The following is a 25,215-nucleotide window of genomic DNA, read 5'->3' as shown; positions in this document are numbered from 1 at the left end:
AAGCATGTCCTACTTTTCACGCCGCAGGCGGCTGTCCGCCGTGGCCCTGACGAGTGCGCTGGCCTTCGGTCTCGCTGCCTGTGGTGGCGACGACTCCGACGGCGGTGGTGGCGGTGGCGGTGGCGGCGACTCCGACGACCCGATCCGGATCGGCACGTCGCTCCCGTTGACCGGTGAGTTCTCCCAGCCCGGCCAGGCCGCGGAGCAGGGTTACCAGATCTGGAAGAACATGGTGAACGAGAACGGCGGGCTGCTCGGCCGCGACGTCGAGCTGGTCGTCAAGGACGACGCGTCGAACCAGAACACGATCGTCGCCGACTACAACGCGCTGATCGGCCAGGACAAGGTGGACCTCCTCCTCGGGACCTTCTCCTCGCTGCTCAACCTCCCGGCGTCGGCGGTGGCCGAGAAGGCCAAGATGGTCTACGTCGAGCCCGCCGGTGGCTCGCCGGAGATGTTCAGCCGCGGCTTCAAGTTCCTGTTCTTCTCCCAGCAGGCGACCGCCGACCGCCAGGGGCTGGTGTTCGCGGACTGGGTCGCCAACCTGCCGGAGGACGAGCGGCCGAAGACGGCGGCGTACCCCACCCTCGACGACCCGTTCGCGGCCCCCGTCGTGGAAGGCGCCCGTGAGGCCCTCGAGGCGGCCGGCGTCGAGACGGTCTACGAAGAGACCTACGCGATCGACACGAAGAACTTCGACACCATCGTCAGCGCCATCAAGAACGCCGACCCGGACCTCGTCTTCCACGGCGCTCAGTTCGAGGACGGCATCGGCATGACCCGCGCGATGCTCAAGGCGGGGCTGAAGCCGGAGATGTTCTTCCAGACCAACGCGCCGTCCTTCGGCGACCAGTTCTCCGAGGGCGTCGGCGAGGAGAACACCGAGGGCGTCTTCTTCGCCGTCAGCCACCACCCCGACGCCGAGACACCGGGCAACGCCGAGTTCGTGCAGGCCTACGAGGAGGAGTACGGCGGCATGCCGCCGGAGGACGCCGCGGACGCCTACGCCGCTGGCCAGGTGCTGCAGGCAGCGGTCGAGGCGGTCGGCAGCATCGAGGACCAGCAGGCGCTCGCCGACTGGCTGCGCGAGAACGAGGTCGAGACGATCCTCGGCCCGCTGTCCTGGGACGAGAACGGTGCCCCCACGGGCGAGTTCCTGATCGGCCAGTGGCAGGGCGGGGAGGCCCAGATCGTGCTGCCCGAGGACGCCGCGACCGCCGAGATCAAGCGGGACTGGACCCCGGGCGGCGCCGGCTGATGACCGAGCTGCTCCAGACCCTCGTCCTCGGCCTGCTCCTGGGCGGCGTGTACGCCCTGGCGGCGAGTGGCTTGACCCTGATCTTCGGTGTCATGCGGGTGATCAACATCGCCCACGGCGCCTTCCTGATCGTGGGGGCCTTCGTCACCTACTGGCTGTGGGACTCTTTCGGGATCGACCCGCTCCTGGCCATCGTGTTCACGACCCCGATCGTGTTCGCGATCGGGTGGCTCACCTACAAGGTGGTCGTGTCACCGGTCCGCACCGCGCCGATGGCGTCGACGGTGCTGCTGACCTTCGGCCTGGCGCTGGTGCTCGAAGGGGCGATGGGCGAGATCTGGGGCAACAACTCGACCGCGGTCCGGCCGTCGTACACCGACGAGTCCTTCACCATCGGCGGGCTGTTCCTGCCGAAGGCTCAGGTGTACGGCGGCCTGATCGCCGTCGTCGTCCTCACCCTGCTGTGGGTGCTGCTGACGAAGACGTGGCTGGGCCGGGCGATCCGGGCCGCCGCGACCAACCCCGCCTCGGCCGAGCTGGTCGGCATCAAGGTCGCCGCGGTGGCGGCCCTCGTGTTCGGCATCGGGATCGCGGCCGCCGGCGCTGGCGGCGCGATCACCGCCGTGCTCTACCCGTTCGTGCCGGGGTCGCACTACGCCTGGATCGCCCGCCTGCTGGCGATCGTGGTGCTGGGTGGTCTCGGCAGCCTCAACGGCGCCGTCCTCGGTGCCCTCCTGTTCGGCCTCGCCGAGACCATGACGTCGGCGTACGTCTCGCCGGCCTGGGCGACCGCCGTTCCCTACGCCATCGTGTTCGCGGTGCTCCTGCTCCGTCCGCAGGGGATCCTCGGCATGCGACTCCGAGAGGATGCGGTGCCGGCATGAGCGTCCCCAAGCCGATCTGGGTGGGGCGGGCTCTCGTGCTCGCCGCAGCCGTGCTGCTGCTGGTCTTCCCCCAGGTGAGCGACGACCTCTACTACCAGAACATGATCATCCTGTCGCTGGTCTTCGCGATCGGCGCCAGTGGGCTCAGCATCATCTCCGGCTTCGCCGGTTACATCTCGCTCGGCCAGGGCGCCTTCATCGGGCTGGGCGGCTACACGATCGGCGTGCTGGCCACCCGGATGCCCGAGACCAGCGTGTGGGTGTGGGTCCCGGTCGCGGGGGTCGTGGCCGCCGTGGTCGCGCTGGTGCTCGGGTTCGTCTCGCTCCGCTCGCGCGGGCCGGCGTTCGTGATCATCACGGTCGCCTTCCTGTTCCTGGTCCAGGTGATCGCGGTCAACTGGGTGTCGCTGACCAACGGCACCGCGGGGCTCACGCTGCCGTTGCCCCAGTGGGACTTCGAGATCGGCAACCAGCCCTTCTACTACGTGCTCCTGGGGCTGCTGGCCCTCCAGCTGCTGATGACCTGGTGGATCCGGCGGACGAAGCTTGGCATGGGGCTGATCGCGATCCGTGAGGACGAGACCAAGGCCGCCACGATCGGGATCAGCCTGCCGACGCACAAGATCATCGCGTTCATGGCCAGCGCGATCTTCGTGGGGATGGCCGGCGCGGTCTACGGCTACTACCTGACCTTCATCGACCCGCGCGGGATGTTCAGCATCCTGCTCAGCGTCCAGCTGATCCTGTCGATGCTGATCGGCGGCAAGGCCACGCTGTGGGGCCCGGTGCTGGGCGCCTTCCTCATCGAGTGGCTCAACGAGACCGCCAACAACGACTGGGGTGGCGGCAACACCCGGCTCTTCCTCTTCGGCGGGCTGCTGGTCGCGGTCGTGATCTTCCTGCCGCAGGGGATCCTGCCGGCGGTCGAGTCTGGGCTCGCTTGGCTCCGCACCCGTGGCAAGGCCGGGCTGGTCGGCGCCCGCATCGGCACCGGCGGCAGCCTCGCCTCGCTCACCGACCGCGTGCAGCTGGTCGACCGCTCGACGATCCCCGACCGCGCGGTGCTCGAGGTGAAGGGGCTGCACAAGGCCTTCGGCGGCGTGAAGGCCGTGGACGACGCGTCGTTCGCGGTGCCCGAGGGGTCGATCACCGGGCTGATCGGTCCGAACGGTTCCGGCAAGACCACGATCTTCAACCTGATCGACGACACCATCCGCGCCGACGCGGGGGAGATCTGGTTGGACGGCAAGCGGATCGACGGGTTGGCGCCGTGGGAGCGGGCGCACCGAGGGCTCGGGCGCACCTTCCAGATCACCCGGTTGTTCCGGGAGATGACCGTTCTCGAGAACGTCGTCGCGGTGCAGCGGCGGTTCTCCGTGGCGCAGCTCGGAAAGGTCGCGGTGAGTGGCGCCGAGGCGAAGGCGGCCGAGGAGCTGCTGGAGTTCGTCGGGATGCGCGCCTTCCGCGACCAGAAGGCGCGGGCGCTCTCCTACGGCCAGCAGAAGCTGGTCGAGCTCGCCCAGATCCTGATGCTCGACCCGAAGGTGATCCTGCTCGACGAGCCGGCCGGCGGCATCAACCCGGTGCTGATCGACCGGATGGGCGAGATGATCCGGGAGCTCAACTCCTACGGGAAGACCTTCCTCATCGTCGAGCACAACATGCCGTTCGTGCTGGGGCTCTGCGACCCGGTCCACGTCCTGGCCCGGGGACGCACGATGGCGAGCGGCACCCCCGACGAGATCCAGCGCGACCCGGCGGTGATCGACGCCTACCTGGGTGAGGACTTCGAGCTGGACTACCGCGACGAGCACAAGGTGGGCCAGTGACGCACGACAGCTCCGGGACGGCGGTGGGCACGACCATGCTGCGGATGACCGGCGTCGTCGCCGGGTACGGCGGCGGCGACGTGCTGCAGGGGGTCGACATCGAGGTCGCCACCGGCTCGGTGGCCTGCATCGTGGGGCCCAACGGCGCGGGGAAGTCGACGGTGCTCCGGACGGTGAGCGGGCTGCTCACCCCGCGGCTCGGCGAGGTCCACCTCGCCGGCGAGCGCATCGACCGCTCCTCGTGCGCGGAGATCCTCAAGCGTGGCGTCTCCCAGGTGCCGCAGTCCAACGCGCTCTTCCCGCAGATGACGGTCCGCGAGAACGTCCTGCTCGGTGCCTACATCGAGCGGCGCGACCGCGCCCTCGTCCGACGGCGGTACGACGAGGTGGCCGAGCTCTTCCCGATCGTGGCTGAGCGCGCGGACGACAACGCCGGCAACCTCTCGGGCGGCCAGCGGCGGATGGTCGAGTTCGCCCGGTCGCTGATGCTCGACCCGGTGCTGCTCCTCCTCGACGAGCCCTCCCTCGGCCTGGATCCCAAGGCGCTGCAGAGCCTCTACGAGTCGGTGCTGGTGCTCAGGGACGCCGGCAAGACGATCCTCATCGTCGAGCAGAACGTCCGGTTCGGCATGCGGATGGCGACCCACGGCATCGTGATGGAGAGCGGACGCGTGGTCACCGCGCGGACCGCCGAGGAGATCCTCGGCGACGCCGACATCGCCCAGATGTACTTCGGCGGGACCGCGCACCACACCGAGACCGAGACGGTCCCCGAGGTGGCCGCCGAGGTGGTCGGCGGCGCGGCGGGGGAGCCTTCGGCCGGTTCCGAGCCGTGACCCGAGGGCAGCGTCAGCCGGCCTGCACCTCGGCGCGGAAGGTGCGCCGGTAGGCCGACGGGGGCGTGCCGCGCTCCCGGACGAAGTGGTGGCGCATCGCCGCGGCGGTGCCGAAGCCGGAGCGGGAGGCGACCTCCTCCATCGACAGGTCGGGGCGCCCCTCGAGGAGCTGCTCGGCGAGGAGCAGCCGCTGCTGCAGCACCCAGGCGTACGGCGTGGTGCCGGTGACCGACCGGAACCGGCGGGTGAAGGTGCGCTCGGACATGTGGGCGCGCGCGGCGAGGAGCTCGACGGTCAGCTCCTCGGCGAGGTGGGCTGTCGCCCACTCGAGCACCGGCGCGAGGGTGCTCCCGGGCCGCGGCTCGGGGACCGGGGTGGCGACGAACTGCGCCTGCCCGCCCGACCGGTGCGGCGCGACGACCATCGAGCGGGCCAGCGCGTTGGCGACCTCGGCGCCCTGCTCCTTGCGGACCAGGTGGAGGCAGAGGTCGATGCCGGCGGCGGTGCCCGCGGAGGTGAAGACCGGGTCCTCGTCGACGTACAGCACGTCGGGGTCGACCTGGACCTGCGGGAAGCGCTCGGCCATCAGCGGGGCGTGCATCCAGTGGGTCGTGGCGCGCTTGCCGTCGAGGAGCCCGGCCGCCGCCAGGGCGAACGCCGAGGAGCAGACCGAGAGGACGCGGCCGCCGCGGTCGACGGTGCGGCGCAGCGCCTCGAGGACCTCCGGCTCGTACTCCCGCTCGTAGGGCTTCGACGGGGCGACGGCCACCACGTCGGCCTCCTCGAGCCGCTCGAGCCCGTCCCGGACCAGCATGTCGAAGCCACCGCTGGTGCGGATCACGCGGCGGGGGTCGAGGGTCGCGATCGCGAAGTCGTAGCGGGGCAGCCCGCGGTCGGTCCGGTCGACCCCGAAGACCTCGCTGAAGATCGAGAGCTCGAAGGGGGAGACGCCGTCGAGCGCCACCACCGCGATGTTCCGCAACATGCCGCCAGTCTGGTCCCCGGTGGCGGTTCGTGCAAGACCAGCTAGATGCAGCCACGGGTCGCCGGAAAATCGTGGCCGGAAATCAACGGTCATTGACTCTCAGCCACCTCGTGCAGCCGGTTGAGGAGGAGCAGGCTGACGGCCATGGACATCTTCTTCACCGCACTCGGCATCGTCCTCGTGCTGGCGGTCTGGCCGGCGCTGGTCCTCTACGCCATGAACGACTCGATGCTCCGCAACCCCCGCCGCAAGGTCCTCCGGACTGCCGTCGCGCGTCGTCGTGGCGTCCGCGCCCTGGAAGGACGGACCCGCCCGCGCCCGCGCCCCGCCGGCGTCTGAGCCGCCCGCTCCGGGCAACCCCTGAGATTTCCCCGGGTTCCCGGGGTGGAGGGGTCCGCGACTGCTCCGGTTTCCCTATGCTCGCTGCGACGACCACGGCGGAGGGGGCCGAGAGATGCGACGGATCCGCACACAGATCCAGGGGTTCGTCCGGAACCGGCTGATGAGCCGGGTCGGGCCGGTGGACCTCTCGAAGGTCGACCGCGTGCCCGACCGGCTGGTATGGCCCCTCCTTCGCGACGAGTTCGACCCCATCGCCCGGCTCGGTGAGCTCCGTGCCACGGCGCCGGTCCACCGGCTCACGTCGTTCCTCGGCATCGACGTCTGGGTGGTCACCGGCGACGCCGAGGTCCGCGAGGTGCTCACCAACGCCAACGACTTCAGCAACGACATCCGGCCCTACGTCGGCCGCAGCGGGGACGCGAGCTCCGGCGACATCGGTGGGCTGGGGTTCACCGACCCGCCTGACCACACGAGGCTCCGTCGGCTGCTCACCCCGGAGTTCACGATGCGCAGGCTGGCGCGGCTCCGCCCGGGGATCACCGCGATCGTCGAGCGGCAGCTCGACGTGCTCGCCGAAAGGGGTGACGATGCCGATCTCGTGCGCGACTTCGCGTTCCCCGTGCCGTTCCTGGTGATCTGCGAGCTGCTCGGGCTCCCCGCGGAGGAGCGGGAGAGCTTCCGGTCGCTCGCCTCCGCGCGGTTCGACGTCACCGGCGGCGGGGCCGGGGCGCTCGGGGCGATCAGCGGGTCGCGGGAGTACCTCATGGACTTCACCCGCCGCCAGCGGCAGGCCCCGGGTGAGGGGCTGGTCGGCCAGATCATCCGCGAGCACGGGCACGAGATCAACGACTTCGACCTCGCCGGGCTCGCCGACGGCGCCTTCACCGGTGGGCTGGAGACCAGCGCCAGCATGCTCGCGCTCGGCACCGCGGTGCTCCTCGAGCACCCCGAGCACTACCGCCGGCTCATCGACGACCCGTCGTCGGTCGACGCGACGGTCGACGAGCTGCTTCGCTACCTGAGCGTCGTGCAGATCGCCTTCCCTCGGTTCGCGAAGCGGGACCTGCAGGTCGCCGGCGAGAAGGTGAAGGCCGGCGACGTCGTCATCTGCCACCTCGCCGGCGCCGGGCGCGACCCGCGCGTCGGCGCCGACGACACCTTCGACCCCGACCGCGTCACCGCCGTCTCCCACCTGGCGTTCGGCCACGGGTTCCACCGGTGCGTGGGCGCGGAGCTGGCGAAGATGGAGCTGCGGATCGCCTACCCCGCCCTCGCGCGGCGGTTCCCCGACCTCAGCCTGGCGACCGACCAGATCGACTTCCGCCGGAAGTCGATCGTCTACGGGGTCGAGTCGCTCCCGGTCCGGCTCGGCTCGGGCGTGGTCGTCGCCTCCACCTGAGCCGAGCGGCGCCGCACCTCGCCGTACGTCGTGGTGCGCTCGCGCACCGGGCGGCCGATGCCGGCCGCGATCTCGGTGAGCTCCGCGACGGTCTTCGCCGACCCGTGCTCGGAGCCCGCCATGCGGGAGATCGTCTCCTCCATCAGCGTGCCGCCGAGGTCGTCCGCGCCTGACTGGAGCATCAGCCGGGTGCCCTCGACCCCGAGCTTCACCCACGAGGTCTGCACGTGGTCGATGCGGCCGTGGAGCATGATCCGGGCCACCGCGTGGACCGCGAGGTTGTCGCGGAGCGTCGGCCCCGGCCGGGCCACGCCGGCCAGGTAGATCGGCGCGCTGGTGTGCACGAACGGCAGCGGGACGAACTCGGTGAACCCTGCCGCCCCAGAATCCAGCGCTGCGTCCTGGATCCGCTGCAGGACCCGGAGGTGGGCGACCCAGTGCTGCGGGCGGTCGACGTGGCCGTACATCATCGTCGCGCTCGACCGGATCCCGAGCCGGTGCGCGGTCGTGACGACCTCGATCCACGCCTCGGTCGGCAGCTTGCCCTTCGTCAGGATCCAGCGGACATCGTCGTCGAGGATCTCCGCGGCAGTGCCGGGGATCGTGTCCAGTCCGGCCTCCTTCGCCTTGAGCAGCCAGTCGTGGATCGAGAGCCCGGTGCGTGACGCGCCGTTGACCACCTCCATCGGCGAGAAGGCGTGCACGTGCATCTCCGGCACCCGCTTCTTCACCGCGGTGACCAGGTCGAAGTACGCCGTGCCGGGCAGCTCGGGGTCGATCCCGCCCTGCATGCACACCTCGGACGCCCCGAGCTCCCACGCCTCCGCGGCCCGGTCGGCGACCTGGTCGAGGGAGAGCGAGTAGGCGTCGGCGTCGGTGCGGCGCTGGGCGAACGCGCAGAAGCGGCAGCCGGTGTAGCAGACGTTGGTGAAGTTGATGTTCCGGTTGACGACGTAGGTGACCTCGTCGCCGTTGACCTCACGGCGGTAGTGGTCGGCGATCCGGCGGACCTCGTCGAGCGCCGGGCCCTCCGCGGTCACCAGCGCCAGGGCCTGCTCGTCGGTGAGCTGCCGCGGGTCGGCCTCGGCCTGGCGCAGCGCCGCGGCCACGTCGGAGTCGAGGGCCGTCGTGGCGCCGACCGAGGTCGCGCCGACCTGCTCGCGCAGCGACTGCCAGTCGCCGTAGACGTCGTCGAAGTCGGTGCGCCGGTCGGTGGAGCGGCCGGTGGTGTCGATCGACTCGTGGAGGTCGGTGCGGCCGGTGCCGGCGCCGGAGGGCTGGAAGCCGCCGTCCGGCTCCTGCCACGGCAGCCCCTTCGGCCGCACGGCGGGACGGGCCAGCCCGTCCTCGGTGGCCAGTGCCTCGACGTGGGCCCTGACCCGCGGATCGATCCACGGCTCGCCGGCCCGGACGTACTCCGGGTGGACGGTGAGCCGCGGCTGCACGTCGAAGCCGGCGTAGGCCGAGACGTTGCCGAGCCGCTCCAGCGAGGGCCACGGACGCTCCGGGTTGACGTGGTCGGGGGTGAGCGGCGAGACGCCGCCCCAGTCGTCGACGCCGGCGTCGAGCAGCGCCTTGCACTCGTCCAGGTCCACCAGGTTCGGCGGCGCCTGGACCCGCATCTTCGGGCCCAGCACGAGGCGTGCGACGGCGATCGTGGCGAGGTACTCCTCGAGCCCGAGGTCGTCCTCGTGGCGCATCGCGGTGTCCGGCTTGGCGCGGAAGTTCTGGACGATGACCTCCTGCACGTGGCCGTACCGCTGGGCCACCTTGCGGAGCGCGAACACCGTCTCGGCGCGTTCCTGGAGGGTCTCGCCGATCCCGACGAGCATCCCCGTGGTGAACGGCACCGAGAGGCGGCCGGCGTCCTCGAGGACCCGGAGCCGGACTGCGGGGTCCTTGTCGGGGGAGCCGTGGTGGGGCTGGCCCTTCTCGGTGAAGAGCCGGGTCGAGGTGGTCTCGAGCATCATCCCCATGGAGGGCGAGACCGGCTTGAGCCGGTTGATCTCCGCCCACGACATCACCCCGGGGTTGAGGTGGGGGAGCATCCCGGTCTCCTCGAGTACCCGGACGGCCATGGCCCGGACGTAGTCGAGGGTCGAGTCGTAGCCGTGCTCGTCGAGCCACTGCCGGGCCTCGGGCCACCGATCCTCCGGGCGGTCACCCAAGGTGAAGAGCGCCTCGGTGCACCCCAGCTCGGCGCCCTGCGTCGTGAGGTCGAGGACCTCGTCCGGGGAGAGGAAGGGGGCCTTGCCCTCCTTGGCGAGCTTGCCCGGGACGGTGACGAAGGTGCAGTAGTGGCACCGGTCCCGGCAGAGGTGGGTGAGCGGCACGAAGACCTTGGGGGAGTAGGTCACCACCCCCTCGCGGCCGGCCGCGACGAGCCCGGCGTCCCGGACCCGCGCGGCGCCGGCCATCAGCTCCCGGAGCTCGTCGCCCCGGGCGGCGAGGAGGACGGTCGCCTCCTCCAGGTCGAGTGCCGCCCCGCGGCGTACCCGGGCGAGCGCCCGGCGCAGCTGCTGCGGGGTCGGCGGGGTGTTCTCGAGGTGAGCCACCGCCCGAGGGTAGCGAGCCGGACGGCTCACCGCGCCAGAGGACCCGCCCCTCGGTCGGCCTCGTCGCCGTCGTCACCGCCCGGCTCGTCGAACGGCGGGAGCTCGTCGGAGCCGCCCCTCGCGGCGCGTCGGGGGAGCGCCGATCGGGTCAGCGAGGCGACCAGCCCGGCGACACCAGCGACCACGAGGACGACGGGCGCGATCCACTTCGAGCCCTCGTCGTCGATGACCTCGGCGGCGCGCAACGCCCAGGCGGCGGCGATGCCGAGGAACACCAGCCCGGCCACCAGGTAGGCGGTGCTCAGCGGGTGGCGGCCGGAGCCGCGGCGCTCGCCCGGCTGGCCGTAGTCGCCGCCGTAGTCGCCGCCGTGGTCGCCGCCGTAGCCGCCGCCGTAGTCGTAGGTGTGGTCGTGCACGTGCTCGTGGCTGCTCACTGCTGTCGCACCTCGATCCGTCCGAAGCGGAGGTCGACCTCCAGGTCGAGCGTCGACTCCGCGGTCTCCTCCAGCACGCCGACGCGCGACGGGCCCCATCCGTCCGAGTTCCCCTCGGGGGTGACGATCTCGCCGCCGAACTCGATCGCCGTGTCGTAGCGCACCCGCAGCTCCTCGGGGAGCACGACCAGCACCTCGCCGGCGTTGACGTCGAGCTCCACCTTGCGGCCGTCGAGCTCCGAGAGGTCGTCGATCTCGGTCAGGTCCAGCTCCAACCTCCCGGCCGGGACGTCGTAGCCGCTCTCCAGGCTCGCCGCGTCCCGCGGGCGGACCAGGAGGTCGCGCTCGCCGTCGAAGCCGGGGTCGCCGATCGCGGTGCCCGCGAGCACCACGCTGCTGACGACGCCGAGCGCGATCAGCCCGCCCGCGCGGCCGTAGAAGGCGCCGACCAGGAGCATCACGCCGATGACGGCGGTCGCCGCGGCGGGGTACGCCGCGTCGGAGACCGTGCCGCCGGCCGCCTCGTAGACGCCCAGGCCGCCGAAGGTGACGGCGAGGAGCGCGAGCGTGGGGCCGAACAGCAGGGGCCCGCGGCGCCGGCGCGGGGCCGGCGGAGGAGGAGGTGGGGTCGGCGGGTACCACGCCGGCGGGGCGACCGGCGCCGACGGCGGACCGGTCGGGGTGCCCGGAGGCGGCGGCGGGGCGGCCTGCGAGCGGGCCCCGCGGTCACGGGTGCTGAGCACCACGGCCACCAGGATGGCGGCGACCGCGAGCGGCCAGGGGAAGCCGTAGCCGTCGAACGCGTCGCCCACCGCGGCCAGCCCGGCGAGGACCGCGGCGCCGATGAGCAGCGCGTTGCGGGTGCTGTCGCTGGTGCGGATCACCGCGTCCCCGGTGTGCTCCTCGGGGACGAGCAGCCACATCGCGCCGTACAGCAGCAGTCCGGCACCGCCGAAGAAGACCAGCACGACGAGGAGGACCCGGATGATCGTCGGGTCGATGTCGAGGTGCCGGCCGAGGCCGCCGGCCACGCCGGCGATCTTGCGGTCGGTGCGGCTGCGCCGCAGCCGTCGGTAGTCGCGGAGGTTGTCGCTGTTCCACCCCGGAGGTGGCGGGGGAGGCGGAGGAGGCACGGAACCCGCGTCCACGCCGCCCTGGCCAGGTGTCTCGGTCATGGCACCAACCCTCCTCCGCGGCATGGCTCCCCACCATCGGGATCGCCCCTGATCCTGCCCCCGGGGGCGGGTCGGGGGGTCAGGGGAGGGTCAGGGTCCTACCTCGTGGTCCGCGCCCACCCGCTGTGTGACGATGAAACCGACATGAGCGGAACCCAGACCACCACCGGCCCGAGGCGGGCGTTCCGCTCCCCGGAGCGGGGCTACCTCGGCGGCGTCGCCGCCGGGCTCGCCGACCACCTCGGCGTCGACGCCCTCGTCGTGCGGGTGCTCTTCCTGCTCACCAGCTTCGTCGGCTTCGGCGTGCTCTTCTACGCGGGGCTCTGGCTGACGCTGCCGATGGAGGGCAGCACGGACGCCGCAGGGTCCAGCCCCGGGCTCGACGCCGCGACCAGGCAGGGCAAGCGGCCCACGCGACGACGCGGGGTCCGGGACGCCGGGGCGCTCGTGGCGGTGGGGTGCCTGGTCTTCGGGCTCGCGGTCGTCGTCGACATGGTGCTCGGCGGCGGTCCGTTCCTCGTCGGTCCGGCGCTGCTGGCCGCCGTGGGGCTGATGGTGCTGTGGCGCCAGGCCGACGAGGCCCAACGCAGCCGCTGGCTCGACGCGTCGGGCGGGCTCGACTGGCGCCGGATGGTGGTCGGCGAGGGCGGTGCCGCTGCGTGGGCCCGGCTCGGGACCGGGCTGGGGCTGCTGGTGACGGCCCTCTTCATCTTCGCCGCGCAGACCGGCGGGCTGTCGACCGCGCGCGACGTGGTCGTCGCCGGCGTGCTCGGGATGGTCGGGCTGGCGCTGACCCTCGGCCCCTGGCTGGTGCGGCTCGGCACCGACCTCACCGAGGAGCGCGCGGCACGGGTCCGGCAGCAGGAGCGGGCCGACGTCGCCGCGCACCTCCACGACTCGGTGCTGCAGACGCTGGCGCTGATCCAGAAGAGCGCCGGGGACGCCGGCCAGGTGGCGAAGCTGGCGCGCGCCCAGGAGCGGGACCTGCGGGAGTGGCTCTACGGCGAGCCGGCGGCTGCCGAGACGACGCTCGCCGCGGCGCTGCGGAAGGCCGCCGCGGAGGTCGAGGACGTGCACGGCGTGCCGGTCGAGGTGGTCACCGTCGGCGACGGCCCGGTCGGCGAGGAGACGGTGCCTCTGGTCGCCGCCGCGCGGGAGGCGATGGCGAACGCCGTGCGCCACTCCGGCGCCGCCCAGGTCGACGTGTACGTCGAGGTGGCCGGCGGCCGCGCCGAGGTGTTCGTCCGCGACCGCGGCAAGGGGTTCGACCTCGAGACGGTCCCCCTCGACAGACTCGGCGTGCGGGGCAGCATCATCGCGCGCATGGAGCGCCACGGAGGCACGGCAGAGGTGCGGTCCGCCCCGGGCCAGGGCACCGAGGTGAGGGTGGGGATGCGACTCCCCGGGACAGGAGGCGACTGATGGAGACGGCCGGAGGCCGCGCGTTGCGCCGCGTGGTGATCGTGGACGACCACGCGATGTTCCGCTCGGGGGTCCGGGCCGAGCTGACCGGACGGGTCGACGTGGTGGCCGAGGCCGCCGACGTCGACGGCGCGGTCAAGGCGGTCGTCGACCACCAGCCGGAGGTCGTCCTGCTCGACGTGCACCTCCCCGGCGGGGGCGGGGTCGAGGTGATGCGCCGCTCCGCGCACCGCAGCCCGTCCACGCGGTTCCTCGCGCTGTCGGTCTCCGACGCCGCCGAGGACGTCATCGGCACCATCCGCGGCGGCGCGCGGGGCTACGTCACCAAGACGATCACCGGCCCCGAGCTGGTCAGCGCGATCGAGCGGGTGGCCACGGGCGACGCGGTCTTCTCGCCGCGGCTCGCCGGGTTCGTGCTCGACGCGTTCGCCGGCTCCATCGAGGTCGCACAGATCGACGAGGACCTCGACCGGCTCACCGAGCGCGAGCGCGAGGTGATGCGGCTGATCGCGCGCGGCTACGCCTACAAGGAGGTCGCCTCGGAGCTCTTCATCTCGGTGAAGACCGTGGAGACGCACGTCTCCAGCGTGCTCCGCAAGCTGCAGCTCTCCTCCCGCCACGAGCTCACGCGCTGGGCGACCGACCGCCGGCTCCTCTGAGCGGGCAGGCTCAGCCGCGGGCCTCCGCCTCCCGCTTGAGCCCCTCGGCCTCCATCCGCACGTAGCGGCGGATCAGCTTCGCGTAGGCCAGCCCGACGAATCCCGCCATCGCGCCGCTCTGGTGCAGCACCACCGTCACCCGCGAGCCGGTGGCGGTCGGCTCGATCCGGTGGTCACCGGTCGAGCTGATCCCGGGTGACGCTGCGGACCAGGAGAACGACCGCCCCTCCTCGAACCCGTCGACGGTGAAGGTCGACGGCGGCAGCTTCGGCTGCTTCACCTTCGCCACCGAGCCCAGCCGCAGCGGCCCCGGGGTGACCAGCTCGACCGAGGTCATCGACGCCGTCCACCGCGGCCACCCCTCGACGTCGACGAGCACCGACCACACCACCTCCGGCGGCGCGGCCACCTCGACGGTCTCCTCGTAGCTGCGTGCCATCGTTCGTCCTCTCTCGGGTTGGGAGCCGCTCCCTATCGTGGCGGGATGACCGCGGCCCCCGCAGCCCGACAGCCCCGCCCGCGTGTCCTGGTCGCCGGGGCGTCCGGGTTCGTGGGACGACGGCTCTGCCCCGCGCTGGTGGAGGCCGGCTACGACGTCGTCGCGATGACGCGCCGCCCCTCGTCGTACGTCGGGGTGGGCCGGCCGGTCGCCGGGGACGTGCACGACCCGGCGTCGCTCCCCGCAGCGCTCGAGGGGTGCGACGTCGCGTACTACCTGGTGCACTCCCTGGCGTCGGCGGACTTCGAGCGGCTCGACGCGGAGGCGGCGCGCGCCTTCGGGAGGGCGGCCGCGGAGGCCGGCGTGCGGCGGATCGTCTACCTCGGCGGGCTCGGCCGCGACGACGACCGGCTCTCGCCGCACCTGCGCAGCCGGCGCGAGGTGGAGCGGTTGCTCGGCGAGGGCGGCGTGCCGGTGACCACGCTGCGCGCGGGGATCGTGATCGGCCACGGCGGGTTGTCGTGGGAGATGACCCGGCAGCTCGTCGAGCGGCTGCCGTTGATGGTGACGCCGCGGTGGGTGAGCACCAGGACCCAGCCGATCGCGGTCGCCGACGTCGTCCGTTACCTGGTGGGGGTGCTCGGCGAGCCGGCCACGGAGGGGCGCGCGTTCGAGGTCGGCGGCGAGGAGGTGCTCCGCTACTCCGACATGATGCGGCGGGTGGCTGCGGTCGAAGGGCGACCCCTGGTGCTCCTGCCGGTGCCGATGCTCTCGCCCCGGCTCTCTTCCCACTGGCTGAGCCTGATCACCGACGTCGATACCGAGGCCGGGCGCTCGCTGGTCGACTCGATGGTCAACGAGGTCGTCGTCGAGGACGACGCGCTGCACCGGCTCCTCCCGTTCGAGCGGCGGAGCTTCGACGACGCGGTCCGGGACGCGCTGCGCGAGCGGCACGCGGGGGAGGAGCGCCCGCGCAGCCTGCTGCAGCGGCTGCGCGGCAAGCTGCCGATGCCGCTCGACCACACCGTGCCGGTGCACCACCACGAGCCCGACGAGGTCGTCCGCCGCCGGCGCCGCGTGGTGGCGGCGACGTCGGTGGCCGGGGCGGCGCTGCTCGCGGCGGGGCTGTCGACGAGGCCGGGATCGCGGGCGTTCTACGCCACGACGCTGACCGTGGCCGGCGTCTGGACCGCCGGAGGGCTGGTGTCGGGCCCGCTGCACCTCGGCTGGGTCGAGTCCCGTGACCGCACCGTCCGTCGGCCCGTCGCGGTCCCCGTGCTGACCGGGCTCGGCGCCTTCGGGTTCTTCTACGGGGCGGCGCTCGTCGCGCGGCAGGTGCCGCCGCTGCGCACCGCGATCAGCTCGGTGCTCCGGTTCGCCGAGGAGGGTGACGACCGGCTCGTGCTCGCCACGACGCTCGCCAACGGTGTCGCCGAGGAGGTCTTCTTCCGGGGCGCGGTCTACGCCGCCATCGACGAGCGGCACGCCGTCGTGGGCACCACCGCGGTCTACGTGCTCGCGACGCTGCCGACCCGCAACCCCGCGCTGGTGCTCGCCGCCGGGTTCATGGGCGGGCTCTGGGCCCTGCAGCGACGGGCCACCGGCGGGCTGCTGGCCCCGGCCCTGACCCACGTCACCTGGTCGGCGCTGATGGTGAGGTACCTCCCGCCCGTGTTCCGGGCCACACCCGCCACGGGACGCGGCCGACGAAGGTCCTGAACCGACCTAGCATCCGGGCCATGGAGCTCGTCCACGACATCCTGCTGTTCCTGCACTTCCTCGGCCTCGCCGCGCTCTTCGGCGGGCTGTTCACGCAGCTGCGTGCCACCGAGCGGGTGGTCAACCCGGCGGTGCTGCACGGCGTGCTCACCCAGCTGGTGACCGGGGTCCTGCTCGTCGGGGTCAACGAGATGGACGACGCCGACGTCGACCACGCCAAGGTCGGGGTCAAGCTGCTCGTCGCGCTGGTGATCGGCGTGCTCGCCGTGGCCCGCCGCAAGCAGCCGCTGTCCGGCGCGGTCTTCGGGACCATGCTGGCGCTCACCGCGCTGAACGTCGGCGTCGCCGTATTCTGGGGCTAGTGGTCGCACCTCGTCCCCCCGGCCTGAAGCTCGCCCTGCTCCCCGCCCAGCTCCTCGCCCTGCTGCTCGCCGGCGGCGTGCTCGCCGGTTGCAGCGACACGCCACCCACGGCCCGGCCCGAGCCCTCGCCGAGCCGGTCGACCCAGGAGAAGTCCCCCGAGCCCACCGGACCGACCGGGACGACCGAGCCCACGGAGCCGGCCGAGCGGTTCGACACCTGGGAGGTCGGCGCCAGCCCCCTGCCGCTCCGCGCCGACGGGTTCGGCCAGGTGCTGCGGACGCCGCGCGAGCTGCGGGTGCGCCGGCTGCGCACCGTCGACGTGCTGCCGCCGCCGACCTCCGACCGGTTCGAGGGATCGGTCCACCCGGTGACGCCGGCGTTCGTCCGGCGTACCCGCCTGGCATGGTCGCCGGGGTGCCCGGTCCCGCTCGACGAGCTGCGCGAGCTGCGGCTCTCGTTCGTCGGCTTCGACGGCGAGCGGCACACCGGCCAGATGGTGGTCAACGCGTCGGTCGCCGACGACGTGGTGGAGGTCTTCCGCACCCTCCACGACGCCCGGTTCCCGATCGAGGAGATGCGGCTGGTCACCCAGGCCGACCTGGACGCGCCGCCGACCGGCGACGGCAACAACACCGCGGCGTACGCCTGCCGGCCGTCGGTGGGCACGACGAGCTGGTCCGCCCACGCCTACGGGCTCGCCGTCGACCTCAACCCGTTCAACAACCCGTACACCAAGGGCGACCTCGTGCTGCCCGAGCTGGCGAGCGCCTACACCGACCGCTCGTGGCGGCGTCCCGGGATGATCCACCCCGACGGGGTGGTCGTCCGCGCGTTCGAGCAGGTCGGCTGGACCTGGGGCGGGACCTTCCGCTCGGTCTCGGACCTGCACCACTTCTCGGCCGACGGACGGTGACAACACGGTGACCGGCCCCGGCCCCGAGCCGTCCGGAACCGTCCGTGGCCGGACGTAGGGTGGGCCTCGACATGAGCGCGTTCCCCGTCCCCCTCCCGCACGGCAGGCAGCCCTCCCGGATGACCACCCCACGGACCACCCCCGAGGAGCAGGCGCTCTTCCCGGCCGAGCGTGGCGACCGGCCGGACGGTCGCCCCGCCACCAAGCGCCGCAAGGTGACCCCCGAGGAGCTGCTCGAGGGGCTCAACGAACCCCAGCGCGCCGCCGTGACCCACGCCGGCCCGCCGCTCCTCGTCGTCGCCGGCGCCGGCTCCGGCAAGACCCGGGTGCTGACCCGGCGCATCGCGTGGCTGATCTCCGAGCGGGGAGCCCACCCGGGGTCGATCCTGGCGATCACCTTCACCAACAAGGCCGCGGCCGAGATGCGCGAGCGGGTCGAGGAGCTCGTCGGCCGGCGCGCGCGGATCATGTGGGTCTCGACCTTCCACTCCGCCTGCGTCCGGATCCTCCGCAAGGAGGTCGAGAGGTTCGGCTTCAAGTCCGGGTTCTCGATCTACGACGCCGCCGACTCCAAGCGGCTGATGACGCTGGTGTGCAAGGAGCTCGAGCTCGACCCCAAGCGCTACCCGCCCAAGGCCGTCCTCAACTGGGTGTCGAACCAGAAGAACGAGCTGGTCGACCACGAGGGCGCTCGGGCGGCCGCGAAGAACGGCGTCGAGGAGGTGTACGCCGAGGCTTACGGGATGTACCAGCAGCGGCTCCGGGCCGCCAACGCGCTGGACTTCGACGACCTGATCATGATGACCGTCCACCTGTTCCAGGCGTTCCCCGAGGTCCGCGAGGTCTACCGGCGCCGGTTCCGCCACGTGCTCGTGGACGAGTACCAGGACACCAACCACGCGCAGTACGCCCTCGTCCGCGAGCTCTGCGGCCACACGGTGGCCGGTGCAGCCGCCGGCCCGGAGGGCGACGCGGCCGTCGACCCCTCGGAGCTGATGGTCGTCGGCGACGCCGACCAGTCGATCTACGCCTTCCGCGGGGCGAACATCCGCAACATCCTCCAGTTCGAGGAGGACTTCCCCGAGGCGCGCACGATCCTGCTCGAGCAGAACTACCGCTCCACGCAGAACATCCTGACCGCCGCCAACGCGGTGATCAGCCGCAACCGGGGGCGCAAGGCGAAGAACCTCTGGTCCGACGCGGGCGAGGGCGAGCGGATCGTGGGCTACGTCGGCGACGACGAGCACGACGAGGCGCGGTTCGTCGCCGAGGAGGTCGACCGGCTCACCGACGAGGGGCTGGCGCGGCCGCGCGACGTCGCGGTCTTCTACCGCACCAATGCCCAGTCCCGTGTGTTCGAAGAGGTCTTCATCCGCGTCGGCATGCCGTACAAGGTCGTGGGCGGCGTGCGGTTCTACGAGCGGCGCGAGGTCCGCGACGCGCTCGCCTACCTCCGGATGCTGGTCAACCCGGCCGACGAGATCAGCCTGCGGCGGGTGCTCAACGTGCCGAAGCGGGGGATCGGCGAGCGGGCGGAGGCGTGCGTCGAGGCGCTCGCCCGCCGCGACGGCACCACCTTCTGGGAGGCGCTGCGCCGCGCCGACCAGGCTCCCGGCATCGCCACCCGGTCGGTGACCGCGATCCGCGGCTTCGTCGACGTCGTCGAGGAGCTGATGTCGATGGTCGAGGCGGGGGAGCGCGCCGACGTCGTCCTCGAGCAGACCCTGGCGCGCAGCGGCTACCTCACCGAGCTGGAGAACAGCGACGACCCGCAGGACGAGACGAGGGTGGAGAACCTCGCCGAGCTCGTCGCCGTGGCGCGCGAGTTCGCCGACGAGCCGGTGGCGCCGCCCTCGGCCGACCCCGCCGACCTGGCGCCGGCCGCCCCGGGGGTGCCGGAGTTCCTCGAGCGGGTCGCGCTGGTCGCCGACTCCGACCAGATCCCCGACAACGCCGGGGAGGAGTCCGGCGTCGTCACGCTGATGACCCTCCACACCGCCAAGGGGCTGGAGTTCCCGGTCGTGTTCCTCACCGGGCTGGAGGACGGGGTCTTCCCGCACATGCGCTCGCTGGGCGACCAGCCCGAGCTGGAGGAGGAGCGCCGGCTCGCCTACGTCGGGCTCACCCGCGCCCAGCAGCGGCTCTACCTCTCCCGTGCGGTCGTCCGCTCGGCGTGGGGCGCTCCCTCGCACAACCCGGCGTCGCGGTTCCTCGACGAGATCCCGACCGACCTCGTCGACTGGCGCCGCACGGCGGAGGAGCAGACGTCCTGGTCACGCAGCGTCATGCCGACGCTGCCCAGCCGGCCGGTCGCCAGATCACCTCGGTTCGGCTCAGCGGCCGCCAAGGCCGACGCCGAGCGGAAGGCGAAGCGCGAGGTGCCGTCGCTGGCCGGGGGCGACCGGGTCACCCACGACTCGTTCGGGCTCGGCACGGTGGTGACGGTCGAGGGTGCCGGCGACAAGGCCGTGGCGTCGATCGACTTCGGCTCGCAGGGCGTGAAGCGGCTGCTGCTCCGCTACGCCCCGGTCGAGAAGCTCTAGGTCAGGGCTGGACGCCGTTGACCGTGAACGCGTCGTAGGGGTCGACGGCGTCGCCGCCGCCGGGGCGCACCTCGACGTGCAGGTGCGGGCCGGTGCTGTTGCCGGTCGAGCCGACGGAGCCGATGACCTGGCCGGGCGCCACGGTCTCGCCACCGCCGACGGCGAAGTCGGTCAGGTGGCAGAACCAGAGCTCGGTGCCGTCCTCGAGGGTGAGGACGACCCGGTTCCCGTAGGCGCCGGCGTACGACGTCTCGCTGACGGTGCCGCCGGCGACGGCCTTGACCGGGGTGCCGCTCGGGGCGGCGAAGTCGAGGCCGGTGTGGCAGTGCGACCAGAGACCGCTGCACTCGCCGAACCGGGCGGTGAGCCGGTAGCTCCCCGGCTCGAGCGGCAGCACCCAGCCGTTCTCCGCGAGCTTCTTCGCGGCCTGCTCGGCGTCCTTCGCCAGCTCGCGGGCGTTGCCGTTGCTCTGGCGGCCCTGGCCGCCGCGCGGCGTGCCGAGCTGCTTCCCGGCGGCGCGGCCGAGCACCTCGCGCGCCGAGTCACGGCTCGGGCGGGCGCTGCGGTCGATCAGCACGCTGCGTTGGAGCTCGGCGGGAGCGGAGACGGTGAACGCGGTCGAGCCGGTGCCGGTGGCGGCCGACGTCGCGGCGGCCCCGCTGCCGGGGGCGGCGGAGTGGACGGCGCCGGTGGTCGCGACCGCGAGCGCGGCGGCGCCGAGCACGCGGGGGGCGGCGGACACGACACGCGAGTGCGACGTCGGCGACGGCGCAGCGCGGTGCCGGCCTCCGGCCGGGGTGCCCTCCGGGCGCCGGGCGCTCCTGGTCGAGCGGGGCGCGGCGTGCTTTCCGGTGGAGCGGCGGGGCAAGCGGTCTCCTGGGTGCGGCGGACAGGTCGGTCGTGCGTCGTGCGCGGGCAGCCGATCAGGTCGGCCGTCCAAGTCGCCGACCGTACGGGGTAGGGCCCGGTGTCGACAACAGAGGATCGGACATCTGGGGTTAGACCTTGATCACCCGGGGTACGGCATTCGGCTCGAACGGCCCGGGTCGGGACGAACCGCACGCCCGTCACCCGCTGATTACCAGTGGGTAACGAAGGCTATGTCACAACCCCGGGCCAGCCGGTCCACCGAGTGGAAGGTTTAGTTTGTCTCCGTGACCACCACTGCCACCCGCGCCGCAGCGTCCCGGGCCCGGTCGTCCACCATCGTCTGGAAGCTCGCGATGGCGCTCTCGGGGCTGATCTTCATCGGCTACGTGCTCGCCCACATGTACGGCAACCTCAAGGTGTTCGCGGGCCAGGACTCGTTCGACGAGTACGCCCACCACCTGCGTGAGTTCGGCGAGCCGATCCTCCCCTACGAGGGGTTCCTCTGGATCATGCGCGTCGTGCTCCTGCTGGCACTGGTCGTCCACGCGACGGCGGCGTACAAGCTGTGGGCGCGGGCCGCGGCCGCGCGCGGCCAGAAGTACGTCGTGAAGAAGGCCGCCGTGGCGACACTTTCCTCGCGCACCATGCGCTGGGGCGGGACCGCGCTGCTGCTCTTCGTCGTCTTCCACCTGCTCCACCTGACGACGCACACGATCAACCCCGGCGGGGACCCCGAGAGCCCCTACACGCGGATGGTCGACAGCTTCGCCCCCGAGAACTGGTGGGTCAGCGTCGTCTACCTGCTCGCGATGGCGGCCCTCGCCATGCACCTGCGCCACGGCACCTGGAGCGCCGCGCAGACACTGGGGCTGACCAACACCCCGGCCCAGCGCCACGCGTGGAACCTCGCGGGCTACGCGCTCGCCCTCGTGGTGGCCGGCGGCTTCGCGCTCGTGCCCCTGGCCGCGCTGTTCGGCATCGTCGACTGAGTCGAGTGAGGACAACCCGAATGACCCAGACCACCGAACCGGGCACCCGGTCCGACCTCCGCCCCGGCCGCGGCGACGCCGAGGGGTACTTCCTCGAGGGCGAGCCGATCCGCGACACCAAGGCGCCGGGCGGCCCCATCGGCGAGCGGTGGGAGAAGCGCCAGTTCGAGGCCCGGCTGGTCAACCCGGCCAACCGCCGCAAGCTGAGCATCATCATGGTCGGCACCGGCCTGGCCGGCGCGTCCGCGGCCGCCACCCTCGGCGAGCAGGGCTATGCGGTGAAGGCGTTCTACTACCAGGACTCCCCGCGCCGGGCGCACTCGATCGCCGCCCAGGGCGGCATCAACGCCGCGAAGAACTACAAGGGCGACGGCGACTCGGTCTACCGGCTCTTCTACGACACCGTGAAGGGCGGCGACTACCGCAGCCGCGAGTCGAACGTGCACCGGCTGGCCGAGGTGAGCCGGTACATCATCGACCAGTGCGTCGCCCAGGGCGTCCCGTTCGCCCGTGAGTACGGCGGCCTGCTCGACAACCGCTCCTTCGGCGGCGTGCAGGTCTCCCGCACCTTCTACGCCCGCGGCCAGACGGGCCAGCAGCTGCTCATCGGCGCCTACCAGGCCCTCGAGCGGCAGGTCGCCGCCGGCACGGTCACGACCTACTCCCGCCACGAGATGCTCGAGCTGATCGTCATCGACGGCAAGGCCCGCGGCATCGTCGCCCGCAACATGGTCACCGGCGAGATCGAGACCCACCTCGCCGACGCGGTCGTGCTCGCCTCCGGCGGCTACGGCAACGTCTTCTACCTGTCGACCAACGCGATGGGCTCCAACGTCACCGCGACCTGGCGGGCCCACCGCAAGGGCGCCTACTTCGGGAACCCCTGCTACACGCAGATCCACCCGACCTGCATCCCGGTCTCCGGCAACCACCAGTCCAAGCTGACGCTGATGAGCGAGTCGCTCCGCAACGACGGCCGGATCTGGGTGCCGAAGAAGATGGAGGACAAGGACAAGGACCCCCGGGAGATCCCGGAGGAGGACCGCGACTACTACCTGGAGCGGATCTACCCGTCCTTCGGCAACCTGGTGCCGCGCGACATCGCCTCGCGGGCCGCGAAGTACCAGTGCGACGCCGGCAAGGGGGTCGGCCCCGGCGGGCTCGGCGTCTACCTCGACTTCGCCGACGCGATCAAGCGGATGGGCCGCCAGGCCGTCGAGGCGAAGTACGGCAACCTCTTCGACATGTACGCCCGGATCACGGGCGAGGACCCCTACGAGACGCCGATGCGGATCTACCCCGCGGTGCACTACGTGATGGGCGGCCTCTGGGTCGACTACGACCTCCAGTCGACGATCCCCGGGCTCTTCGTGACCGGGGAGGCGAACTTCTCCGACCACGGCGCGAACCGGCTCGGCGCCTCCGCGCTGATGCAGGGGCTCGCCGACGGCTACTTCGTGCTGCCGAACACCATCCGCGACTACCTCGCCGACGGCCCCTTCGACAAGGTCGACCCCAGCCACCCGGCGGTGGTCGAGGCGCTCGAGGCGGTGCGGCAGCGGATCGCGAAGTTCCTCTCGGTCAAGGGCACCCGCAGCGTGGACAGCTACCACCGCGAGCTCGGCCAGATCATGTGGGACTACTGCGGCATGGAGCGGACCGAGGAGGGGCTGAAGAAGGCGATCCAGCTCATCCGCGACCTGCGCGCGGACTTCTGGAGCAACGTCAAGGTGCTCGGCACCGCCGACAGCCTCAACCAGTCGCTGGAGAAGGCCGGCCGGGTGGCCGACTTCTTCGAGCTCGGCGAGCTGATGTGCATCGACGCGCTCAACCGCCGTGAGTCGTGCGGTGGCCACTTCCGCGCCGAGTCCCAGACCGAGGACGGCGAGGCGCTGCGCCACGACGACGAGTTCGCCTACGTCGCCGCCTGGGAGTGGAACGGCGAGGGCGCCCTTCCGATCCTCCACAAGGAGGACCTTGTCTACGAGTTCGTCGAGATGAAGCAGCGGAGCTACAAGTGAGACTGACCCTGAAGGTCTGGCGCCAGCCCAACTCCGAGGTCGCGGGGGAGATGCGCACCTACGACCTCGACGACGTCAGCGAGGACATGTCGTTCCTCGAGATGCTCGACGTGCTCAACGAGCAGCTCAACGCCAACGACGAGGAGCCGGTCGCGTTCGACAGCGACTGCCGCGAGGGCATCTGCGGCATGTGCGGGATCATGATCAACGGCCAGGCACACGGCCCCGAGCAGACCACCGCCTGCCAGCTGCACATGCGGTCGTTCAAGGACGGCGACACGATCACCGTCGAGCCGTGGCGCGCGGACGCGTTCCCGGTGCTGAAGGACCTCTGCGTCGACCGAGGCGCCTTCGACCGGATCATCCAGGCGGGCGGCTACATCAGCGTCAACACCGGCTCCGCCCCGGACGCCCACGCCACCCCGGTGCCGAAGGAGAACGCCGACCGCGCGTTCGACGCCGCCACCTGCATCTCGTGCGGCGCCTGCGTGGCGGCCTGCCCGAACGCCTCGGCCTCGCTCTTCCTCGGCGCCAAGATCACCCACCTCGGTGAGCTGCCGCAGGGCCAGCCCGAGCGGCACAGCCGGGTGCTCGGGATGGTCGCGCAGCACGACCACGAGGGGTTCGGCCACTGCACGAACATCGGCGAGTGCTCGGCGGCCTGCCCGAAGGAGATCCCGCTCGACGTGATCTCCCAGCTCAACAAGGACCTCCGCAAGGCGCTCCGCTCCGGCTGATCACTCCTCGTCGAGCACAGCGGTCAGCACGGCCCGGAGCTCGGCGAGGGTCGGACGGGCGGCCGGGTCGCGCTCGAGCGTGCGGCGCAGCACCTCGTCGTACGCCGTGGGAAGGCCGGGGATCGGGCCTGGAGGCCGTGGGGCGCGCCGGTGCAGCAGCGGCCTCCGCGGCAGGCTGTCCCACGTCGCCTCGTCGCCGTGCGGCTGCTCGCCGGTGAGCGCCTCGACCAGGGTGACGCCCAGCCCCCAGACGTCGGTGGCAGGGGAGAGGTCCCGGCCGAGCGCCTGCTCCGGTGCCAGGTAGCCACGCGTCCCGGCACCAGGGCGGCCGTCGCCGGGCCGGCCGACGAGGCTGAGGTCCAGCAGTGTCGCCTTCCCCTGCTCGACGACCACGTTCTCCGGCTTCACGTCCAGGTGGAGCCAGCCGTGGCGGTGCAGGTAGCCGAGCACCGAGGAGAGCTGGAGCCCCAGCAGCGCCGAGTCGCGGACGCCGAGCGGCTCGTCGTCGACCAGGGCAGCGAGGGTCGCGCCGGTGAGCGTCTCGAGGACCATCGCCGGCACCGGCCCGGTGTGCACCTCGTAGCAGCGCACGAGGTGCGGGTGCTGCAGCTCGCGGAGCACCCGCCCCTCGCGCTCGACGGCGGCGCGGGCCTCGGGCTCGTGGCAGCGGTCGGGACGCAGGACCTTCACGATGCAGCGGCACTCGCGCTCGGTGCTCCAGACGTCGTAGGTGTCGACCCGCTTGCCGTGCGCCAGCAGCGCGACGACCTCGTAGCCGGGGAGCACCTCCTCGCCCACCGGCACCTGCCCTGCGACGCCGCGCTCGCGGCTCCGGAACAACAC

At 72.2% G+C, this 25,215-nt stretch carries 22 protein-coding genes; 15 read left to right on the top strand and 7 right to left on the bottom strand.

All coding sequences use genetic code 11. The features are described 5' to 3' along the window. The first annotated feature begins 4 nt into the window (after nucleotides 1–4). From FIP57_RS01590 to FIP57_RS01575, 4 genes are read left to right on the top strand one after another with little or no spacing between them, the layout of a single operon-like run. The gene (locus FIP57_RS01590; RefSeq protein WP_148571255.1) at nucleotides 5–1,258 is read left to right on the top strand and encodes an amino acid ABC transporter substrate-binding protein; all 1,254 of its coding nucleotides are present in this window, start codon (nucleotides 5–7) and stop codon (nucleotides 1,256–1,258) included. Continuing rightward, on the top strand, nucleotides 1,258–2,142 hold the full coding sequence (locus FIP57_RS01585) for a branched-chain amino acid ABC transporter permease (RefSeq protein WP_148571252.1): 885 nt from the start codon (nucleotides 1,258–1,260) through the stop codon (nucleotides 2,140–2,142). Before FIP57_RS01590 ends, FIP57_RS01585 begins: the two co-directional genes overlap by 1 nt. Next, complete coding sequence (locus FIP57_RS01580; protein ID WP_148571250.1) at nucleotides 2,139–3,971, top strand: branched-chain amino acid ABC transporter ATP-binding protein/permease; 1,833 nt, start codon at nucleotides 2,139–2,141, stop codon at nucleotides 3,969–3,971. The genes FIP57_RS01585 and FIP57_RS01580 overlap by 4 nt, the downstream gene beginning before the upstream one ends. Further along, a complete protein-coding gene (locus FIP57_RS01575) occupies nucleotides 3,968–4,807 on the top strand; it encodes an ABC transporter ATP-binding protein (protein ID WP_238993203.1) in 840 nt (279 codons plus the stop codon). Before FIP57_RS01580 ends, FIP57_RS01575 begins: the two co-directional genes overlap by 4 nt. Nucleotides 4,808–4,820: 13 nt before the next feature. Here the strand turns inward: FIP57_RS01575 and FIP57_RS01570 are convergent, their stop codons facing one another. After that, nucleotides 4,821–5,792: a GlxA family transcriptional regulator gene (locus FIP57_RS01570; RefSeq protein WP_148571248.1), complete on the bottom strand. Its 972-nt coding sequence runs from the start codon at nucleotides 5,790–5,792 to the stop codon at nucleotides 4,821–4,823. Between the two features lie 144 nt (nucleotides 5,793–5,936). Between FIP57_RS01570 and FIP57_RS01565 the strand changes: the two genes are divergently transcribed. Next, complete coding sequence (locus FIP57_RS01565; RefSeq protein WP_148571246.1) at nucleotides 5,937–6,131, top strand: hypothetical protein; 195 nt, start codon at nucleotides 5,937–5,939, stop codon at nucleotides 6,129–6,131. 115 nt (nucleotides 6,132–6,246) lie between these two features. Further along, entirely contained in the window at nucleotides 6,247–7,533 is a 1,287-nt protein-coding gene (locus FIP57_RS01560) for a cytochrome P450 (protein ID WP_148571244.1), read from the top strand. Here FIP57_RS01560 and FIP57_RS01555 read toward each other — a convergent pair. Genes FIP57_RS01555 through FIP57_RS01545 form a run of 3 tightly spaced genes read right to left on the bottom strand, consistent with a single transcriptional unit; the run spans nucleotide 7,473 to nucleotide 11,697 of the window. Next, the gene (locus tag FIP57_RS01555; protein WP_203230988.1) at nucleotides 7,473–10,088 is read right to left on the bottom strand and encodes a bifunctional FO biosynthesis protein CofGH; all 2,616 of its coding nucleotides are present in this window, start codon (nucleotides 10,086–10,088) and stop codon (nucleotides 7,473–7,475) included. The two genes, FIP57_RS01560 and FIP57_RS01555, sit on opposite strands and share 61 nt — an antisense overlap. Before the next feature lie 26 nt (nucleotides 10,089–10,114). Beyond that, entirely contained in the window at nucleotides 10,115–10,522 is a 408-nt protein-coding gene (locus FIP57_RS01550; RefSeq protein WP_148571240.1) for a hypothetical protein, read from the bottom strand. Beyond that, a complete protein-coding gene (locus FIP57_RS01545) occupies nucleotides 10,519–11,697 on the bottom strand; it encodes a PspC domain-containing protein (protein WP_162529646.1) in 1,179 nt (392 codons plus the stop codon). Before FIP57_RS01545 ends, FIP57_RS01550 begins: the two co-directional genes overlap by 4 nt. Before the next feature lie 144 nt (nucleotides 11,698–11,841). On the opposite strand from FIP57_RS01545, the gene FIP57_RS01540 reads away from it, so the two are divergent. Next, nucleotides 11,842–13,119, top strand: coding sequence for an ATP-binding protein (locus tag FIP57_RS01540; protein WP_148571236.1), 1,278 nt, complete (start codon nucleotides 11,842–11,844; stop codon nucleotides 13,117–13,119). Further along, a complete protein-coding gene (locus tag FIP57_RS01535; protein ID WP_148571234.1) occupies nucleotides 13,119–13,778 on the top strand; it encodes a LuxR C-terminal-related transcriptional regulator in 660 nt (219 codons plus the stop codon). Before FIP57_RS01540 ends, FIP57_RS01535 begins: the two co-directional genes overlap by 1 nt. Before the next feature lie 10 nt (nucleotides 13,779–13,788). On the opposite strand, the gene FIP57_RS01530 is transcribed toward FIP57_RS01535, so the two are convergent. Then, nucleotides 13,789–14,217 (bottom strand): SRPBCC family protein, encoded by a 429-nt coding sequence (locus tag FIP57_RS01530; RefSeq protein ID WP_148571232.1) that lies wholly within the window; start codon nucleotides 14,215–14,217, stop codon nucleotides 13,789–13,791. Nucleotides 14,218–14,262: 45 nt separating this feature from the next. Between FIP57_RS01530 and FIP57_RS23510 the strand changes: the two genes are divergently transcribed. From FIP57_RS23510 to pcrA, 4 genes are all read left to right on the top strand, one after another. Beyond that, nucleotides 14,263–15,936, top strand: a complete 1,674-nt coding sequence (locus FIP57_RS23510; protein ID WP_203230987.1) for an NAD(P)H-binding protein — start codon at nucleotides 14,263–14,265, stop codon at nucleotides 15,934–15,936. 20 nt (nucleotides 15,937–15,956) lie between these two features. Beyond that, nucleotides 15,957–16,298 carry a hypothetical protein gene (locus FIP57_RS01515; protein ID WP_148571230.1) on the top strand — a complete coding sequence of 114 codons (342 nt, stop codon included), beginning with the start codon at nucleotides 15,957–15,959 and terminating at the stop codon, nucleotides 16,296–16,298. Beyond that, nucleotides 16,298–17,212 carry a M15 family metallopeptidase gene (locus FIP57_RS23880; RefSeq protein WP_238993202.1) on the top strand — a complete coding sequence of 305 codons (915 nt, stop codon included), beginning with the start codon at nucleotides 16,298–16,300 and terminating at the stop codon, nucleotides 17,210–17,212. The genes FIP57_RS01515 and FIP57_RS23880 overlap by 1 nt, the downstream gene beginning before the upstream one ends. A gap of 119 nt (nucleotides 17,213–17,331) precedes the next feature. Continuing rightward, complete coding sequence (gene pcrA, locus FIP57_RS01505) at nucleotides 17,332–19,755, top strand: DNA helicase PcrA (RefSeq protein ID WP_203231016.1); 2,424 nt, start codon at nucleotides 17,332–17,334, stop codon at nucleotides 19,753–19,755. A gap of 1 nt (nucleotide 19,756) precedes the next feature. On the opposite strand, the gene FIP57_RS24250 is transcribed toward pcrA, so the two are convergent. Next, nucleotides 19,757–20,497: a M23 family metallopeptidase gene (locus FIP57_RS24250; protein WP_203230986.1), complete on the bottom strand. Its 741-nt coding sequence runs from the start codon at nucleotides 20,495–20,497 to the stop codon at nucleotides 19,757–19,759. Between the two features lie 412 nt (nucleotides 20,498–20,909). Between FIP57_RS24250 and FIP57_RS01495 the strand changes: the two genes are divergently transcribed. The 3 genes from FIP57_RS01495 to FIP57_RS01485 are packed head-to-tail and all read left to right on the top strand — an operon-like array spanning nucleotide 20,910 to nucleotide 24,372. Continuing rightward, entirely contained in the window at nucleotides 20,910–21,614 is a 705-nt protein-coding gene (locus tag FIP57_RS01495) for a succinate dehydrogenase cytochrome b subunit (RefSeq protein ID WP_238993201.1), read from the top strand. A 20-nt stretch (nucleotides 21,615–21,634) separates the two neighbouring features. Further along, nucleotides 21,635–23,635 (top strand): fumarate reductase/succinate dehydrogenase flavoprotein subunit, encoded by a 2,001-nt coding sequence (locus FIP57_RS01490; RefSeq protein ID WP_148571224.1) that lies wholly within the window; start codon nucleotides 21,635–21,637, stop codon nucleotides 23,633–23,635. After that, nucleotides 23,632–24,372, top strand: a complete 741-nt coding sequence (locus tag FIP57_RS01485; protein ID WP_148571222.1) for a succinate dehydrogenase/fumarate reductase iron-sulfur subunit — start codon at nucleotides 23,632–23,634, stop codon at nucleotides 24,370–24,372. Before FIP57_RS01490 ends, FIP57_RS01485 begins: the two co-directional genes overlap by 4 nt. Here FIP57_RS01485 and FIP57_RS01480 read toward each other — a convergent pair whose 3' ends face one another. After that, complete coding sequence (locus FIP57_RS01480) at nucleotides 24,373–25,212, bottom strand: serine/threonine-protein kinase (RefSeq protein WP_203230985.1); 840 nt, start codon at nucleotides 25,210–25,212, stop codon at nucleotides 24,373–24,375. Nucleotides 25,213–25,215 lie beyond the last annotated feature (3 nt).

Source organism: Nocardioides caldifontis (assembly GCF_008087345.1).
GTDB lineage: Bacteria > Actinomycetota > Actinomycetes > Propionibacteriales > Nocardioidaceae > Marmoricola_A > Marmoricola_A caldifontis.
The sequence above is the reverse complement of the archived record's forward strand: the minus strand, read 5'-3'. Positions and strand labels throughout refer to the sequence as shown.